Source organism: Pseudoxanthomonas koreensis (assembly GCF_041890415.1).
In the GTDB taxonomy this organism is placed as follows: domain Bacteria; phylum Pseudomonadota; class Gammaproteobacteria; order Xanthomonadales; family Xanthomonadaceae; genus Pseudoxanthomonas; species Pseudoxanthomonas koreensis_A.
Map to the genome: position 1 here is coordinate 275,710 of NZ_CP169056.1, position 16,749 is coordinate 292,458.

At 70.5% G+C, this 16,749-nt stretch carries 15 protein-coding genes; 10 read left to right on the forward strand and 5 right to left on the reverse strand.

Annotation, left to right across the window (positions count from 1 at the left end; all coding sequences use genetic code 11):
- Positions 1-136: 136 nt before the first annotated feature.
- Positions 137-1,168, forward strand: a complete 1,032-nt coding sequence (locus ACEJ41_RS01290; RefSeq protein WP_374013002.1) for an alpha/beta hydrolase — start codon at positions 137-139, stop codon at positions 1,166-1,168.
- Here ACEJ41_RS01290 and ACEJ41_RS01295 read toward each other — a convergent pair.
- Positions 1,165-2,628: a nucleoside hydrolase-like domain-containing protein gene (locus ACEJ41_RS01295; protein ID WP_374013003.1), complete on the reverse strand. Its 1,464-nt coding sequence runs from the start codon at positions 2,626-2,628 to the stop codon at positions 1,165-1,167. The two genes, ACEJ41_RS01290 and ACEJ41_RS01295, sit on opposite strands and share 4 nt — an antisense overlap.
- Before the next feature lie 232 nt (positions 2,629-2,860).
- On the opposite strand from ACEJ41_RS01295, the gene ACEJ41_RS01300 reads away from it, so the two are divergent.
- The 4 genes from ACEJ41_RS01300 to ACEJ41_RS01315 all read left to right on the forward strand — a co-directional run bounded on the left by ACEJ41_RS01300 (position 2,861) and on the right by ACEJ41_RS01315 (position 6,332).
- Complete coding sequence (locus tag ACEJ41_RS01300; RefSeq protein WP_374013004.1) at positions 2,861-3,667, forward strand: hypothetical protein; 807 nt, start codon at positions 2,861-2,863, stop codon at positions 3,665-3,667.
- Positions 3,668-3,815: 148 nt separating this feature from the next.
- Positions 3,816-4,331 carry a hypothetical protein gene (locus ACEJ41_RS01305; protein WP_374013005.1) on the forward strand — a complete coding sequence of 172 codons (516 nt, stop codon included), beginning with the start codon at positions 3,816-3,818 and terminating at the stop codon, positions 4,329-4,331.
- Positions 4,332-4,482: 151 nt separating this feature from the next.
- Positions 4,483-5,544, forward strand: coding sequence for a Kelch repeat-containing protein (locus ACEJ41_RS01310; RefSeq protein WP_374013006.1), 1,062 nt, complete (start codon positions 4,483-4,485; stop codon positions 5,542-5,544).
- A gap of 83 nt (positions 5,545-5,627) precedes the next feature.
- The gene (locus tag ACEJ41_RS01315) at positions 5,628-6,332 is read left to right on the forward strand and encodes a hypothetical protein (RefSeq protein WP_374013007.1); all 705 of its coding nucleotides are present in this window, start codon (positions 5,628-5,630) and stop codon (positions 6,330-6,332) included.
- A gap of 49 nt (positions 6,333-6,381) precedes the next feature.
- Here the strand turns inward: ACEJ41_RS01315 and ACEJ41_RS01320 are convergent, their stop codons facing one another.
- The 3 genes from ACEJ41_RS01320 to pdhA all read right to left on the reverse strand — a co-directional run bounded on the left by ACEJ41_RS01320 (position 6,382) and on the right by pdhA (position 9,912).
- A complete protein-coding gene (locus ACEJ41_RS01320; protein ID WP_374013008.1) occupies positions 6,382-7,722 on the reverse strand; it encodes a dihydrolipoamide acetyltransferase family protein in 1,341 nt (446 codons plus the stop codon).
- Between the two features lie 29 nt (positions 7,723-7,751).
- Positions 7,752-8,738, reverse strand: a complete 987-nt coding sequence (locus ACEJ41_RS01325; protein ID WP_374014028.1) for an alpha-ketoacid dehydrogenase subunit beta — start codon at positions 8,736-8,738, stop codon at positions 7,752-7,754.
- Positions 8,739-8,826: 88 nt separating this feature from the next.
- Positions 8,827-9,912 carry a pyruvate dehydrogenase (acetyl-transferring) E1 component subunit alpha gene (gene pdhA / locus ACEJ41_RS01330; protein ID WP_374014029.1) on the reverse strand — a complete coding sequence of 362 codons (1,086 nt, stop codon included), beginning with the start codon at positions 9,910-9,912 and terminating at the stop codon, positions 8,827-8,829.
- 216 nt (positions 9,913-10,128) lie between these two features.
- On the opposite strand from pdhA, the gene ACEJ41_RS01335 reads away from it, so the two are divergent.
- From ACEJ41_RS01335 to ACEJ41_RS01345, 3 genes are all read left to right on the forward strand, one after another.
- Positions 10,129-10,992, forward strand: coding sequence for a tryptophan 2,3-dioxygenase (locus tag ACEJ41_RS01335; RefSeq protein WP_374013009.1), 864 nt, complete (start codon positions 10,129-10,131; stop codon positions 10,990-10,992).
- Positions 10,993-11,181: 189 nt separating this feature from the next.
- On the forward strand, positions 11,182-12,993 hold the full coding sequence (locus ACEJ41_RS01340) for a peptide MFS transporter (protein WP_374013010.1): 1,812 nt from the start codon (positions 11,182-11,184) through the stop codon (positions 12,991-12,993).
- 2 nt (positions 12,994-12,995) lie between these two features.
- Entirely contained in the window at positions 12,996-13,592 is a 597-nt protein-coding gene (locus ACEJ41_RS01345; RefSeq protein ID WP_374013011.1) for a thioredoxin family protein, read from the forward strand.
- Positions 13,593-13,599: 7 nt separating this feature from the next.
- Here the strand turns inward: ACEJ41_RS01345 and ACEJ41_RS01350 are convergent, their stop codons facing one another.
- Positions 13,600-14,103 carry a MarR family winged helix-turn-helix transcriptional regulator gene (locus tag ACEJ41_RS01350; protein WP_374013012.1) on the reverse strand — a complete coding sequence of 168 codons (504 nt, stop codon included), beginning with the start codon at positions 14,101-14,103 and terminating at the stop codon, positions 13,600-13,602.
- 168 nt (positions 14,104-14,271) lie between these two features.
- On the opposite strand from ACEJ41_RS01350, the gene hppD reads away from it, so the two are divergent.
- Positions 14,272-15,318, forward strand: a complete 1,047-nt coding sequence (gene hppD / locus ACEJ41_RS01355) for a 4-hydroxyphenylpyruvate dioxygenase (RefSeq protein ID WP_374014030.1) — start codon at positions 14,272-14,274, stop codon at positions 15,316-15,318.
- 104 nt (positions 15,319-15,422) lie between these two features.
- The gene (gene hmgA / locus ACEJ41_RS01360; RefSeq protein ID WP_374013013.1) at positions 15,423-16,724 is read left to right on the forward strand and encodes a homogentisate 1,2-dioxygenase; all 1,302 of its coding nucleotides are present in this window, start codon (positions 15,423-15,425) and stop codon (positions 16,722-16,724) included.
- The last annotated feature ends 25 nt before the right edge of the window (positions 16,725-16,749 follow it).

Consider the following 16,749-nt stretch of genomic DNA (forward strand, 5'->3'; position numbering starts at 1 on the left):
CGACCGCGGCGCGTTGTGTCGTGTGGGGTGTTGTGGCGCCCCTGAGGTCGCCCGCAAGACGGGCTCCTGCAAAAAACGGGCGCCGCGCGCGCCCGGGACGTTACCCTTGCCGTCGCCCATGTGCCGGAACCCGACCATGCCTGACCACCGCATCGCCCTTCGTGTCCGCCTGCTTGCCGGGCTTGCCCTGTTGACTGTGGCGCTGGCCGCCACTGCCGGCGATGTACCGGTGCAGCCGCGTCACTACCCGCTCACGTCCGATTCGCTGCAGCATGCCGATGTGCCGCGCGGCCAGCTGGAAGGGCCGTTCGAACTGCACAGCAAGGTCATCCCCGGCACCGTGCGCCGCTACTGGATCCACGTGCCGGCCAACCACGACCCGGCACGGCCGGCGAACCTGCTTGTGTTCCACGACGGCCAGCGCGCGACCAACCCGCAGGGCTCGCTGCGGGTGGGCAACGTGCTGGACAGCCTGGTTTACCGTGGCGACATCCCGCTCACCATCGGCGTGTTCGTGACCCCGGGCCATCGCGCCGCGCAGTATCCGGACGACCTGGGCATGTCCAACCCGGACAACCGCGCGCAGGAGTACGACGCGCTCGACGACACCTACTCACGCATGCTCATCGACGAGCTGCTGCCGCAGGTCGCCGCGCGCCATGCGCTGAGCGACGACCCGGCCCGGCGCGCCATCGGCGGCACCAGCAGCGGCGCCATCGCCGCATTCACCGTGGCCTGGCACCGGCCGGACGTGTTCGGCAACGTGATCAGCTTCATCGGCAGCTATGTCTCCATCGGCTACCGGCCGGCGCAGGACGGCGTGCCGATGGTGCCGGGCGGCGACCTCTACCCGGGCATGATCCGCAAGAGCGGCATCCGCCCGCTGCGCATCTTCCTGCAGGACGGCAGCAACGACCTGGACAACGAGCACGGCAACTGGTTCCTGGCCAACCAGCAGATGCTGGCCGCGCTGCACGGGGCCAACGCGCAGGCCGAGCGCAACGGCGACAGCGGCCCGCGCTACCAGGTGGCCCACGTGTGGGGCGAGGGCGGCCATTCGGACGACCATGGCGGCCAGCTGCTGCCTGACGTGCTGCGCTGGCTGTGGACGCCGGGCGCACCGCCGCCCGCGCACGCGGCCGACGGACCGGACCATCCGGCCGACTAGGGCTCCACGTTGACGATCACCCGCCGGTAGCGGGTGAGCGCGGGGCTGCCGCGGTCGCTGACCTGGACGATGAAGTGCGCCTGCTGCGGCCGCTCGACCGTGGGTGCGAGCAGGCGCACGGTCTGCATGTTCTCGGCGCCATCCAGGTCCCATGCGCGGTCCTGGCCACCGGGTTCGGGATAGTGGAACCACAGGTATTGCAGGCTGTCGCCGTCCGGATCGGTGGTGCCGGCCGCGCTGAGGGTGAGCCGTTCGCCGGCGCGCACGCGCAACTGCTGCGGATGCGCCAGCCGGACCTGCGGAGGGTGGTTGGCCTCGGCAGGGCCGAGGATGGTCCAGTCCATGCGCGCGGCGAAATCGTTCTGGAACGCGGCGCGCCAGCGCCACACTGTGGTGCGGTAGCCGGTGTCGCTGCGTGCGCCGCGCACCACGCTGCGCCCGTAGCGGCCGGGCTCGTAGGGGATGTAGGTGTCGATGGCGTTGGTCCAGATCGGTCGCGTTTCCGCCAGCACCGGCACGCCGCCGGTAAAGCCGTCCGGGTCGGTGTCGGCCAGTGCCGGGATGCGCAGTTCGTAGCGTCCGCCCCAGCCACCCCAATCCGGATGCTCCGGTGCATGCAGGCCATTGGGGATCAGCGACAGGAAGCTGGGCGTGTCGCCTTCCACGCCGTAGGCCACGTCCGGATAGGCGCTGCCCAGCGGGCCGTGGCCCTGCTGGATGTGGCGGGCGATCCAGTCGTTGGACAGTTCCGGGTGGTCGAAGCCGGGCTCGGGTTGCATGATCCCGCGCCAGGTGGCCGCGTCGTAGCCGCCCGGGCTGACGATGTAGAACAGCTCGGGAAACTCGCGCCGGATCCAAGCGCCGCTGTCGTCCTGGTCGGAGATCGCGTACACGCGCAGGCGTGACAGCAGCCCGGGCAGCGCATCGGCATCGTGGCTGGCGCGCAGGCGGTGCAACGCCTGGGCCAGGGTGTTGGCTCCGCCCCACACCGCGACCCACAGCGGGCGCGGATCATCGGCCTTGATCCGTTCGATCAGCAGGTCCGATCCGGGCGTGTCGTGGCCTTCGCCCACCGCGGCCATGCCGTAAACCGGCGCACCGGCGCGCACCTTCGCCTTGAGCTGCGCGGCGTCGGGGAAGCCCGGTTCGTGCAGCAGCAGGTTGGGCTGCACTCGTGCGTACAGGTCGAGGATGTGGTGGATCGATCCGGGCGAGACCCGGCCGCGCTGGTGGATGGAGGTGGTGGCCACCAGGCCTTCGATGTCGATCACGTTGGCGTACAGCACCAGGCGGATCAGCGACTGGGTGTCGTCGGGCTCGTTCTCGATGTCGGTCAGCACCAGCAGCCGGTGCCTGGGTTCGGCCGGTTGAACGGGCGCGGACGTGGACGTGGACATGGCCGCAGCCGGCCATGCGGCGATGAGGGCCAGGATCAGTGCGGTGGCGGGCCACGGGGCCATGGAAGCTCCTGCAGGTGTCGGGCACCGCAAGGGTATGCGCAACCGGCGCCGGTTGCGCAGGCGGCCGATGCCACGCCGTGTCCTCACGCGCACACCGCGAAACCGACACCGCACTGAACAGCCTTGGCGCATCGACAACGGCCGGCGCGCAGGCGACGGCGGATTCACGCCGCTGCCTCCACTGTGGTCCGCACACCTGCATTGGCGGGCACAACGACAAATGGAGGCACACGTGGACAGGCATGACGGCAACAAGGTGGACAGGCATGACGACAACCAGGCCCGCGATCTCAATCGTGATCCGCTCAGCGGCACCCCCGGTTCGCACCCGGTCGGCGTGGGCGTTGGCGGGGTAGGCGGCGCTGCGGCCGGTGCGGTGATCGGCGCCATCGGCGGCCCGCTGGGCATGCTGATCGGTGGCGGCATCGGCACCCTGGTGGGCGCGGCCGCCGGCAAGGGCGTGGCCGAGCGCATCGACCCGACCGGCGAGGAGGAGTTCTGGCGCGAAACCCACAGCACGCGCCCGTACCACGACGCGCGCTTCGACTACGAGAACGACTACGCGCCGGCCTACCGTTACGGCGTGGATGCGCGCAGCAACATGACCGACCGCTCCTGGGACGCGGGCCTGGAGCAGGAGCTTGGCGCCGGCTGGGGCCAGGTGCGTGGCGAGTCGAAGCTGGAATGGGACCACGCGCGCGATGCGGTACGCGATGCCTGGGATCGCAGCGACCGCACCTTCCGCGCCTACGCCACCACCGATCGCTACTACGCCGACCAGTTCGAGGGCGTGGACTATCGCGATCGTGACAGCAGCTACGACGACTACCGGCCGGCGTACCGCTACGGCACCCAGGCACGTTCGCGCTATGGCAACCGCAGCTGGGACGACGACCTGGAGAGCGAACTGGCGACCGGCTGGGAGCGCTCGCGCGACAGTTCGCCGCTGAGCTGGGACAAGGCACGCTTTGCGGTGCGTGACGCCTGGCACGGCGTGGAACGCGCGTTGCCCGGCGATGCCGACCGCGACGGCCGCTGAGCCTTTGCGGTAATGCAATGATGCGGTGACGCGGATGCGTCGCTGTGCAGGTGCGTGCACCGGTGCAGCGGCGCATCCGTTCAAGTGGCAACCCGGCTATGCTTTGCGCACGTCGATTCCGGCGCTGGCCGTCGGCCGGGGAGAAACCATGTCGCAATCCTGGCCGCTGGCGTGGCTGGCACTGCTGGTCATGCCGCTGCTGGCCGTGGCCGCGGTGGTGATGTACCTGCGCGGCTCGGCGCGCGGCACCGTGCAGGTGCTGCACGTGGCAGGCTCCGCGTTCCTGTTCGCGGTGCTGGGCCCGCCACTGGGGGCGCTGCTGCTGGGCGTGCCGGCGGTGGTGCAGATGGGCGGCCCCGACGCCGGCACGATGTTGCTGTTCGTGGTGGCGATGTCCTACGTCCCGGGATTCATCCCGGCCCTGGTCGGTGGTGCCTGCATGGGCCTGCTGCGGCAGGTGCTCGGTCCGTGGGCGCGGGTCGGCGCGTCGGCGCTGGTGTGCGCGTTGGCCGCAGTCGCGTTCGGCCTGGGTGCGCTGGGCCTGGGCATGGCCAGCGCGCCGATGATGGGCGGCCTGGGTGGCGCCTCCGGTGCGCTGCTGGAAGGCGGCTGGCTGTGGTGGGCACGGCGGCGGCGCCGGCGCGCGGCCGCAGTCGTTTCCTGACCGGCGCTGCGTACCCGTCGCGCGCAGCATCCATGCCGGCGTGCGGCCGCAGCCCGGCCGGCGACGCGGTTACCATGGCGGCGTGCGCGCATGGCTGCATGCCGCGCCATCACCCTGCGCGTACGCGCCCGACCCACGACAGGACATCCGCATGCCCAAGGCCGACCTCCCGCCCCGTCATCCTGCCGCAGCACTGCTTGTCGCCACGGCCGCTGCGGTCGCCGCGCTGTGGCTGCCGGCCACCGCACTGGCCGATGGACCCGCCCCGGCCACGCAGGGCGCGGCCCATGCCCACGGGGAGCCGGCGCTGGCCTGGTCGGTGCCGGCCACCATCGGCACGCCCACCGCGCGCCATGAAAACGGCATGGCGGCGGTGGACGGTCGCCTGTACCTGGTCGGCGGGCGCGGCGAGCGCCCGGTGGACGTGTACGACCCGGCCACCGCGCGCTGGATCCCGGCGTCCGCGCCGCCGCTGGAAATCCACCACCTGCAGGCGGTGGCGCACGAGGGGCGCATGTATGTGCTGGGTGCCTTCACCGGCGGCTTCCCCGAGGAGCAGCCGCTGACCCACGTGCTGGTCTACGACCCCGCCAGCGACCGCTGGAGCCAGGGCGCGGAGATCCCCGCACACCGTCGCCGCGGCGCGGCCGGCGTGGTCGTGCACGAAGGCCTGATCTACGTGGTCGGCGGCAATACCCGCGGCCACATGAGTGGTTACGTGCCGTGGCTGGACGTGCTTGATCCGAGCACAGGCCAGTGGCGCGAATTGGCCGATGCGCCGCGCGCGCGCGACCACTTCCATGCCGTGGTGCTGGACGGCAGGCTCTACGCTGCCGGCGGACGGCGCACCTCGCACGACACCGGCGACACCTTGTCGATGACCATTCCCGAAGTGGACGTGTACGACTTTGCCAGCGGCCAGTGGCAGACGCTGGCCGCGCCGCTGCCCACCCCGCGTGCCGGCACTGCCGCCGTGGCCACGGACGGGCGGGTGGTCGTGATGGGCGGCGAAAGCGCGCGCCAGGTGCCGGCGCACAGCGAGGTCGAAGCCTATGACCCGGCCACCGGCCAGTGGGCCACCTTGCAGGCCCTGCCGCGTGGCCGCCATGGCACCCAGGCGGCGATGCTGGGCGACGAACTGCACGTGGCCGCCGGCAGCGGCGACCGCGGCGGCGGCCCCGAGCTGGATGACCACCACGTGCTGGCTCGCTAGGGTCGGCCGGCTGGCGTAAGGTGCATGCAGGCAGCCTGCCCGGCACCCGGCGTGGCAGGATTCCGCAACCCAAAGGGGGGACCATGAAGCAGATAATGATCATCGCCGGCCTGCTGGCCATTGCCTTGCCGGCCAGCGCGTCGGAGGCCTTGCGCGCCTTCCAGTCGACCCAGGGGGGCGTGTACGTGCATTACGAACGCGCCACTGCCGGCGAGGACGCGTTTGCGCGCCTGACCGCCGCCGGCAACACGCCGGTGTACGTGGTGCCGGTGGCGCCGGCGCCCAATGACGCAGCCGGCCGCCAGCTGGCGCAAAGCTATGCCGATGCGCTGCGCGCCGTGCTTCCGGGTGCGGTGCTGGGCGATGCGGCGGCGCTGCCGGCCGAGGGCTACGTGGTGGAAGTGGACGTGGCCCAACTGGAAGACCGGCTGGAAGTGAGCGAGCAGGTGTTTGCCACCGGCGGTGCCGCCACGGTATGCAGCTCGGTCGGCAACACCGTCGAATGCAAGGTGGCCGGCACCGGCCCGGTGCCGATGGGCACCCGCACCGCCGAGCAGGCCGGCCAGCGGGTGGAGGCGCGGCTGCGCCTGTCCCGGCTCGAGAACGGCGCGCTCTCGCCGGTGTACGACGACACCTACGTGATCCGCTACACCGAAGCCAACTGCCGCAACGGCATGGCTGCCGCGATCACCCTGGCCGAGGCGCTGGCCGTGGACGCGCTGTCGGTCGAGCCGGTGAACATCCGCTTCCAGAGCCGGGGCGGTCCGCTGCGCTGCGACCGCCGCTGAACTTCGCAGGCAAGGCCGGGGCGCGCCTGGGTGCCGCCCCGGCCAGCGGTCAGTGCGGTAGCTCCAGGTCGTCCAGCAACGCGCGCAGGAAACGCACGGCCTCGCCGCCGGTGGCGGCGCGGTGGTCGAAGCTCAGCGAGATCGGCAGGCGCCGATGCACCTCGATGCCGCCCATCACCGCGACCACGTCGTGGCTGAGGCGGCCTGCGCCGACGATGGCCACGCACGGCGGCACCACCACCGGGGTGGCATAGCGGCCGGCGAACATGCCGAAGTTGGACAGCGAGATGGTGTGGCCGGACAGCTCGCTGGCCGGGATGCTGCGGTCGCCGACCTGGCTGCGCAGGCGTTCGATCCCGGCGCGGATGCCGGCCGGGTCGAGCATGTCGGCGTTGCGCAGCGCAGGCACGAACAGGCCATCGGCGGTGTCCATGGCGATGCCGATATCCACCTGCTGGTGGCGGGTGACGGTCAGTGCCTGGCCGTCGAACCAGGCGTTGAGCGCCGGCATCGCGCGCGCGCCGGCGACAATGGCGCGGATCAGGCGTGCGGTGATGTCCTGGCGGCCGACCCAGGCGTGCAGGTCGGCATCGTCCACCACCGTGGTCGGCACCACCTGGGCATGGGCGTCGGCCATGACCCGGGCCATGTTGCGGCGCACGCCCTTGAGCTGCTCGGGCTGGCCACTGGCGGTGCTGGCGTCGTCGCCTGGCGGGCGGGTGCGCATCGGCTTGCCGGCGGCCGACAGGGCGGTGCGCCCGGCACCGCCTGCCGCCCGCGGCGGGGCGTGCGAGGGCGGCGGCGCAAGCAGGGTGGCCGGATCGGCCGCGGCGCGCTTGACGTCGGCCTGGGTGACGGTGCCGTCCGGACCGCTGGCACGCACCCGGGCCAGGTCCACGCCGAGCTTGCGCGCCAGCGCGCGCACCGCCGGCATCGCCTTGACTCCGCCTACCGCGACCGCGCGCTCGCGATGCAGGGTGTCGGAGCTGTGCACGGCGCCGACCACGGTGCCGGCATCGCCGCCCCGTGCTTCCGACGGCCCCGGCTGCACCGCCAGCTCGCCGCCATCGTCGCTGGCAACGGCCTTGGCCGCCGGCCGCTGGTGGTGCCCGGTGTCCTGGCCCTGGGCACGCTGCGGCTGGTCCGGGTCCAGCTCGAACTCGGCCAGCATGTGCCCGGTGACGACCACCGCGCCGGCCTCGCCGGCCAGCCTGACCACCTTGCCCGAGACCGGCGACGGCACCTCGACCACCGCCTTGGCGGTTTCCATCGACACCAGCGGCGCGTCCAGCGCCACGCTGTCGCCTTCCTTCACGTACCACTCCACGATGGTCGCGTCCGGCAGGCCCTCGCCCAGGTCGGGCAGCTGGAAGGTGGTGTGCTTGCTCATGGATCCCTCGGAAGATGTGTGCGCCGCCGTCAGCCGTGGGCCAGGGTGCGCCGGGCCGCGGCGACGATGCGCTCCACCCCGGGCAGGTATTTCATTTCCAGCCGGAACAGCGGGATGTGGGTGTCGTAGCCGGTCACCCGTTCCACCGGCGCGAGCAGGTCGAACATCGAGCGCTCGGCCAGGCGCGCGGCGATCTCGGCACCGAAGCCGGCACTGCGCGGGGCTTCCTGCACGATCACGCAGCGCCCGGTACGGGCCACCGACTCGGCGATGGTGTCGAAGTCCAGCGGGCGTAGCGTGGCCACGTCCACCACCTCGGCGCTCACGCCTTCGGCGGCCAGCACGTCGGCGGCCTCCAGCGCTTCCTTCACCTGCGCGCCCCAGGCCACCAGGGTCACGTCGTGGCCCTCGCGCAGCAGGAAGCACACGTCCAGCGGCAACGCCTCGCCGTCGTCGGGCACCCGTTCCTTGTACTGCCGGTAGATGCGCTTGGGCTCGTAGTAGATGACCGGGTCGGGGTCGCGGATGGCGGCCAGCAGCAGGCCATAGGCGCGCTGCGGCGAGGACGGCATCACCACCCGCAGGCCGGGCACGTTGACGAACATGGCCTCGTTGGCCTCGCTGTGGTGCTCGGGCGCGCGGATGCCGCCGCCCCACGGCACGCGCAGCACCATCGGGCAGGACAGCCGGCCGCGGGTGCGGTTGCGCAGGCGCGCGGCGTGGCTGACCACCTGGTCGATCATGGGATAGACGAAGCCGTCGAACTGGGCCTCGGTCACCGGCTTCATGCCCTGCGCACCCAGGCCCACCGCCAGGCCGGCGATGGTGGTTTCGTCCAGCGGGGTGTCGAGCACGCGCTGGTCGCCGAAGCGCTGCTGCAGGCCGGCGGTGGCGCGGAACACGCCGCCGTTGACGCCCACGTCCTCGCCCAGCACCAGCACCGTGGGGTCGTGCGCCAGCTCCCAGGCCAGGGCCTGGGTCACCGCCTCGATCAGGGTGATGGGGGTGTCGGTCATCGGCTTGCCTGCGTCGCCGCCGGATGATGCCGGCAGGGCCTCGGCGCCGTCGCCGGGCGCGGCATGCGGCGCATCGTCGCGGCGAGGCTCATCCATGGCGCGCCTCCAGCGCGATCGCCGCCGCGCGCTGGGCCAGCAGGTCCGCAGGCGGGTCGGCGTACAGATAGTCGAACATGGCCTGCACCGGTTGCGCCGGGGTGGCCAGGTAGGCGTCGACCTCGATCGCGATGCGGCGCTCGCACTCGGCTTTCCACTCCGCTTCCTGCGCTTCGCTCCAGGCACCCTGCGCGGTCAGCCAGGTGCGCATGCGCGCGACCGGTTCGAGCGCCCAGGCCGCCTTGACCTCGTCCTGGTCGCGGTAGCGGCGCGCGTCGTCGGCGGTGGTGTGGTCGGACAGGCGGTAGGTCATGAATTCGATCACCGTGCCGCCACCGCCGCTGCGCGCGCGCTCGGTGGCGATGCGCATCGATTCGAGCACCGCGACCAGGTCGTTGCCGTCCACCTGCAGGCAGTGCAGGCCGCCGGCAATGCCCTTCTGGGCCAGGGTCCGGGCGCCGGTCTGCGCCTCGCGCGGCACCGAGATCGCCCAGCCGTTGTTGATCACCGCCAGCACCAGCGGCAGGGTGTACGCGCCGGCGCAGTTGAGCGCGGCGTAGAAGTCGCTCTTGGAGCTGCCGCCGTCGCCGCAGGCGGCAACCGCCACCTGCGCTTGCCCGCGCAGCTTGAACGCCAGCGCCGCCCCGGCCGCGTGCAGGCACTGGGTGGCGATCGGCACGCAGATCGGGAAGTCGATGGCCGCGTCGCTGTCGCGCGGGTAGTCGCTGCCGCGCTCGTCGCCGCCCCAGTACATCAGCACGTCGCGCGGGCGCACGCCACGCTCGAACATGGTGCCCAGTTCGCGGTAGCTGGGCGCGAACACGTCGCCGTTGCGCATGGAGGCGCCGATGCCGATGTGGGTGGCCTCGTGGCCCAGGCACGGTGGATAGGTGCCCAGCTTGCCGGTGCGCTGCAGGGCCACTGCCTTGGTGTCGAAGGCGCGCGCGAACAGCATGCGCTTGAACGGCTCCACCAGCACCGCAGGGTCGCGGAACGCAGGCGGCAGCTCGCGCACCGGCTGGCCCTCGGCACCGAGGAATTGCAGGTATTCAATCTGGAAGCTTGCGGCCAGGGTCATCGCGTGCGTCACCAGCGCGGGAAAGCCTGCGGAAAGTTGCATATGGTACGGACCGGTTGCCGGAATCCTGCCGTGCAGCGCAACAACGCTTTCAATCCATGCACTTGCATGCGGCACCGGGTACGGACTCCTGCCGATCATAACGGTGATGGGCCGTGGCCGTGACCACGCTGCGTTAACCTTGTCGTTTCGCGCCTTCCGCGACACCCCACGCCGATGACCCTAGAACACAACCAGCGCCCGCTTGAACCGGGCATCCACACCGACCTGCACGGCCGGATGACGTATGCCGGCTACCTGCACCTGGACCGGCTGTTGTCGGCGCAGCAGCCGTTGAGCGACCCGCCGCACCATGACGAGATGCTGTTCATCATCCAGCACCAGACCTCGGAGCTGTGGCTGAAGCTGCTGATGCACGAGATGCAGGCCGCGCGCCGGTTCCTGATGGCCGACCAGGTGTGGCAGTGCCGCAAGGTGATGGCGCGCAGCAAGCAGGTGTTGCGCCAGTTGACCGAGCAGTGGTCGGTGCTGGAGACGCTTACTCCGTCCGAGTACATGGGCTTCCGCCACCTGCTCGGGCCCTCGTCCGGGTTCCAGTCGCTGCAGTACCGCGCGGTGGAGTTCCTGCTGGGCAACAAGAACGCGGCCATGGTGAAGGTGTTTGCCCACGATCCGCAGGGCCAGGCCGCGCTGCGCGACGAGCTGGAGGCACCGAGCCTGTACGAGGAGTTCCTGCGTTACCTGGCGCGCTTCGGCCATGACATCCCCGCGCGCTACCTGGATCGGCACGCCGACTGGAGCGTGGCCCACGTCTCCGACCCGGCGCTGCTGCCGGTGCTGGAGCGCATCTACCAGGACACCGACCGCTACTGGCGCGAGTACCAGTTGTGCGAGGACCTGGTGGACCTGGAAACCCAGTTCCAGACCTGGCGCTTCCGGCACATGCGCACGGTGATGCGGATCATCGGCTTCAAGCGCGGCACCGGCGGCTCCAGCGGCGTGGGCTTCCTGAAGAAGGCGCTGGAGCTGACCTTCTTCCCGGAGCTGTTCGAGGTGCGTACCAGCATCGGCCCGGCGTAACGCCGGCAGCGGGCACCGGGGGCCGCGCAAGCCGCGGCCGCCCAAGCTGCGGCCACCCAAGGGAAATCCATGGATCGGCGCGCGCCGTCGTGACGGCGTTCGCATTGACGCGGGCGTGGCCGTCGGTGATTCTCGGGCCACTTCCGGGGGCTGCCGGCCCCCCAACCCCATTCGCATCCAAGGATTCCCATGAGCGCCGACACCGTCGTGCCCGACACCCCCGCCGCGCCTCCGCAGCCACCCCTGTTCCCCCAGGTCATGGGCCACCCGCGCCCGCTGTGGATGCTGTTCATGACCGAGTTCTGGGAGCGCTTCGCCTTCTACGGCATGCGCTGGGCGCTGGCGCTGTACATCGTGGCCCAGTTCCATGGCGGGGACAGCGCCGGAGAAGCGCCTGCCAGCCGGCTGTACGGCGCCTACCTTGCCCTGGTCTACGCGGCGGCCCTGTTCGGCGGCTACGTGGCCGACCGCATCATCGGCTACCAGCGTTCGATCCTGCTGGGCGCGGTGGTAATGGCGGCCGGGTTGTTCCTGATCGCGGTGCCGAGCCAGCAGGTGTTCGAGATCGGCCTGGCCACGGTGATTGCCGGCAACGGCCTGTTCAAGCCCAACATCTCCACCATGGTGGGCAAGCTGTACGTGGCCGGCGACGAGCGCCGCGACTCGGGATTCACCCTGTTCTACATGGGCATCAACCTCGGCGCGATGATTGCGCCGCTGCTGACCGGCTGGCTGGCCGAGCGCATGTTCGGCGGTTCGCCGGAGATGCCGGCATACAAGGCCGTGTTCATCGCTTCCGGCGTGGGCATGGTGGTGAGCCTGGTGTGGTTCTGGTTCGGCCGCCGCCAGCTGCAGGGCATCGGCGCCCCGATCGAGGGAGCGGCCGGCCCGCAGCGGGTGCTGTGGGTGGCCCTGGCCACCCTGGCGGCGATCCCGGTGATCTATTACTTGCTGGGCGGCGGCTTCGCCGAAATGGTCGCCAGGCTGCTGATGCAGGCTGGCGCGATCGAACCTGCCTACGTCGACGGCGTGCTCGACTACGAGAGGACCCTGTCGGCCGCCACGGTCCTGGCCTGGCTGCTGGGCGCGCTGTTCGTGGTGCTGTGCGTGCTGATCCTGGTCGAAGGCTTCCGCGATGGCGCGGTGCGCCGCGACATGGCCATCGCCATGCTCATCATCTTCACCTTCAACGTACTGTTCTGGTGCTTCTTCGAGCAGGCCGGAAGCTCGTTCAACTTCCTGGCCCAGAACATCGTCGACCGCGAGTTCGGCGACTGGATCTTCCCGGTCGGCTGGTTCCAGTCAGTGAACTCGGTGGCGATCATCACCCTGGCGCCGGTGCTGGCCTGGCTGTGGGTCCGGCTCAGCCGGATCCAGGCCGGAGGCGGCGCGATGCGCGTGGTGCGCCTGGCCCTGGGCGCCGCCTCGACCGTGTTCGCGATCGTGGCCATGTACCGCCTCGCCGGCCTGGGCGTGCTGCCGGGCTGGGCCTTCTACGTGATCTCGGCACTGATCCTGGTGCTGGGCGGTTGGGCGACCCGGATCGACGTGACAGGCGCCACCGCCACCGCCAACCCGTCGATCCCGCGCAAGTTCGGCCTCGGCATCATCTTCAACGGGCTGGCCTTCCTGCTGCTGATGTTCGCCCTGTCCAGCCTGGTCGACCCGCAGACGCTGAAGATCCCGTTCTGGACGCTGTTCATGGTCTACGTCATCCAGTCGGTGGGCGAGCTGTGCCTGTCGCCGATCGGCCTGTCGATGGTGACCAAGCTGGCACCGGTGCGCCTGGTGGGCTTCGGCATGGGTGGCTGGTTCCTGTCCACGGCCATCGGCAACAACCTGTCGGGCATTTTCGCCAGCCACGTGAGCGGAGAGACGGGCATGACCGTGGAGTCGGCCTTCACCGGCTACACACTCGGTTTCTGGATCCTGATGGGCAGCGGCGTGCTGCTGTTCCTGATCGCGCCGCTGATCCAGAAGCTGATGCACGGGGTGAAGTGAGGATGCACGCGCGCATGCCCGGTGCGCTGGCCATGGCGCTGTGGCTGGCTGCCTGTGGCGGCGGCGAGGTGCCGGCGACCTCCGGGCCGCCGCAGCCGGTGGATACCTCGCCGACCCGGCCGGCATTGCCCGACCCTACCGAGCCGGTCGCCTCGGGCAACACCCGCGCGGCGGCCGACGTGGCCGCCATCGCCGGGCTGGGCGCCGGGTTCGACCCGGCGCGCGATGCACGTGCGGACCTGGAAACGGCCAAGGTCGAAGCCAAGCGCGGCGGCCGCCACATCGTGCTGGAACTGGGCACCGCCGATTGCGCGCCGTGCGCGGCGCTGGACGAGATGATCGAGGGCGAGGCCGCGTTGCGGCGCCAGCGCGATGCCGGCTTCGTCTGGGTCAGGGTGGATCGCAGCGCGGCGGGCAACGCGCAACTGCTGGCCGCCTATCCGGGCGGCACGGATGCGCCGGCACCGCACCTGCTGGTGCTGGATGCCGATGGCCAGCTCCTGCACGCACAGCCGGGCGAGGCGTTGATGGACGACGGGAGCCCGCACCAGCGCCAAGTGCGCGGGTTCCTCGAACGCTGGATGCCGCCAGCGCCCTGAGTGCCTGCTAGACGCCTTCGCGCAACGCCGCCAGCCCCGGGCCGGCAAGCTTGTGCAGCAGGCGGTCCAGCACCACGCGCTCCTGCTCGTCGAGGGTGGCGATCAGCCGCTGCTCGCAGGCCAGCGCCATCGGCGCGATTTCGTCGTACACGGTGTAGCCCACTTCCGACAGCGCCAGCACCGAGCGGCGGCGGTCATCACTGTGGATCTCGCGCTTGATCAGGCTGCGCTCCAGCAGCCGGGCCACGGCGCGGCTGACCGCGACCTTGTCCATCGCGGTGCGCTCGGCCACTTCGTTGGCCGACAGGTCGGGGAAGCGGCCGAGCACGGCCATCACCCGCCATTCGGTGATCGCCAGGCCAAACCGCTTCTGGTAGATGTCGGCGATGGTCTGGCTGACGCGGTTGGACAGCACGCTCAGCCGATAAGGGAGGAAGTGCTCCAGTTCAAGCTGCGCATGCCCGGAGGCATCGAACGCGGCGGCGGCTTCGGATTCTGCGGAAACGGTCATTGCTGCAGGCTACCTTGCATGTGGTTGCACACGTAACTATAAGGAAATATATCAGGTCCCGATCCCCACCGGGATGCTCAGGAAGCCACCATGCGCGAGCAACCGCAAGTCCTTTCCTCCGGATCGCCCGGCGCCGGCGGCGCCGTGGCGCAGCAGTTCGACAACCCGATGGGCATCGACGGCTTCGAATTCGTCGAGTTCGCGGCCCCGCCCGAAGACGCCCCCAGGCTCCACGATTACTTCCGTAGGCTGGGCTTCGTGCGCATCGCCCACCACCGCGAGCGGCCGATCAGCACCTACCGCCAGGGTGACTGCACCTTCCTGCTCAACGAGGACCCGGACTCGTTCGCCGCGCGCTTTGCCGCCCAGCATGGTCCATCCGCCTGCGGCTTTGCCATCCGGGTCAGGAAGCTGGCCGACTGGGTGCGCACCCAGGCGCTGCGCAACGGCGCCGAGCCCTTCGCCGAGGACGAGCAACTGGGCAAGGCGGTGGCCGCGCCGGTGATCAAGGGCATCGGCGGCTGCATGCTCTACATCGTCGACCGCTACGACGACCAGGGCACCATCCATGATCCGGACTATGCGTACCTGCCGGGCGTGGAGCGCATGCCCAAGGGCTTCGGCCTGACCTTCATCGACCACCTCACCCACAACCTCTATCCGGGCAACATGGACAGGTGGGCGGATTACTACGAGCGGTTGTTCAACTTCCGCGAGATCCGCTACTTCGACATCAAGGGCGCCAGGACCGGGTTGCTGTCCAAGGCGATGACCGCACCCGACGGCATGGTCCGGATCCCGCTCAACGAATCGACCGACCCCAAGTCGCAGATCAACGAGTACCTGGAGGCCTATCGCGGCGAGGGCATCCAGCACATCGCCTGCTTCACCGAGGACATCCACGCCACCGTGGAGCAGATGCGCGCGGCCGGGATCCAGTTCCTGGATACGCCCGATACCTACTTCGACGTGATCGACCAGCGCATTCCCGGCCATGGCGAGGACGTGCAGCGGCTGAAGAAGAACCGGATCCTGATCGATGCCGACCCGGAAACCGGCACGCGCAAGCTGCTGCAGATCTTCACCCAGAACGCGGTCGGCCCGATCTTCTTCGAGATCATCCAGCGCAAGGGCAATGAGGGTTTTGGCGAGGGCAATTTCCAGGCGCTGTTCGAGAGCATCGAGCGCGACCAGATGCGGCGCGGCGTCCTGTAGGAGCCGGTCTTGCCGGCGACCCATTGCCCACCCCCTGTAGGAGCCGGTCTTGCCGGCGACCCCCGGCGCCCACCCGGCACCAGCACCAGCACGGCGAGGCGAACATGACATCGGCATCCGAGCGCTACATGACCGGCTTCGGCAACGAGTTCGCCAGCGAGGCCCTGCCGGGCGCATTGCCGCAGGGCCAGAACTCGCCGCAGCGGCCCGCATACGGCCTCTACGCCGAGCAGCTCACGGCCACCGCATTCACCGCGCCGCGCGCGCACAACCGGCGCAGCTGGCTGTACCGCATCCTTCCGGCCGCGGTCCATGGTGCATTCACCCCGCTGGCCCAGCACGCGTTCCACAACGATTTCGGCCGCGGCCCGCTCAACCCGGAGCAGATGCGCTGGGACCCGCTGCCGCTGCCCGGCGCGCCGGCCGACTTCGTCGAGGGCCTGTTCACCATGGCCGGCAACGGCTCGCCTGCCGCACAGCAGGGCGTGGCCGTGCACCTGTACGCGGCCGACCGCGACATGACCACGCGCTACTTCTACGATGCCGACGCCGAGCTGCTGCTGGTGCCGCAACTGGGCCGGCTGCACATCGCCACCGAGCTGGGCGTGCTGCAGGTGGAGCCGCAGCAGGTGGCGGTGATCCCGCGCGGCATCCGCTTCCGGGTGGCACTGCCCGACGGGCCCGCGCGCGGCTACGTGCTGGAAAACTTCGGCGCCCACCTGCGCCTGCCCGACCTGGGGCCGATCGGCGCCAACGGGCTGGCCAACCCGCGCGATTTCCAAACCCCGCAGGCCGCCTACGAGGATCTGCAGGGCGACTTCGAGCTGGTGGCCAAGTTCCAGGGCCACCTGTGGCGCGCGGACATCGGCCACAGCCCCCTGGACGTGGTGGCCTGGCACGGCAACTGCGCGCCGTACCGCTACGACCTGCGCCGCTTCAATGCGATCGGGTCGATCAGCTTCGACCATCCCGATCCTTCCATCTTCACCGTGCTGACCTCGCCGAGCCATGCGCCGGGCACGGCCAGCGTGGACTTCGCCATCTTCCCGCCGCGCTGGCTGGTGGCCCAGCACACGTTCCGCCCGCCGTGGTTCCACCGCAACGTGGCCAGCGAATTCATGGGCCTGGTGCATGGCGCCTACGACGCCAAGGCCGGCGGCTTCGTGCCCGGCGGTGCCTCGTTGCACAACAGCATGAGCGGACACGGGCCGGACCCGGCCACGTTCGCGCGCGCCTCGAGCGCGGACCTGTCGGTGCCCGACGCGATCACCGACAGCATGGCCTTCATGTTCGAAACCGCGTCGGTGCTGCGCGCCACCGCCCAGGCCCTTGTGGCCCCGCACCGCCAGCGCGATTACGGCCAGTGCTGGGCGGACCTGCCGCGCAACTTCCGCGCCCCGCCCTGAGTGGCGCGGCCGCGGCCCGCACGAG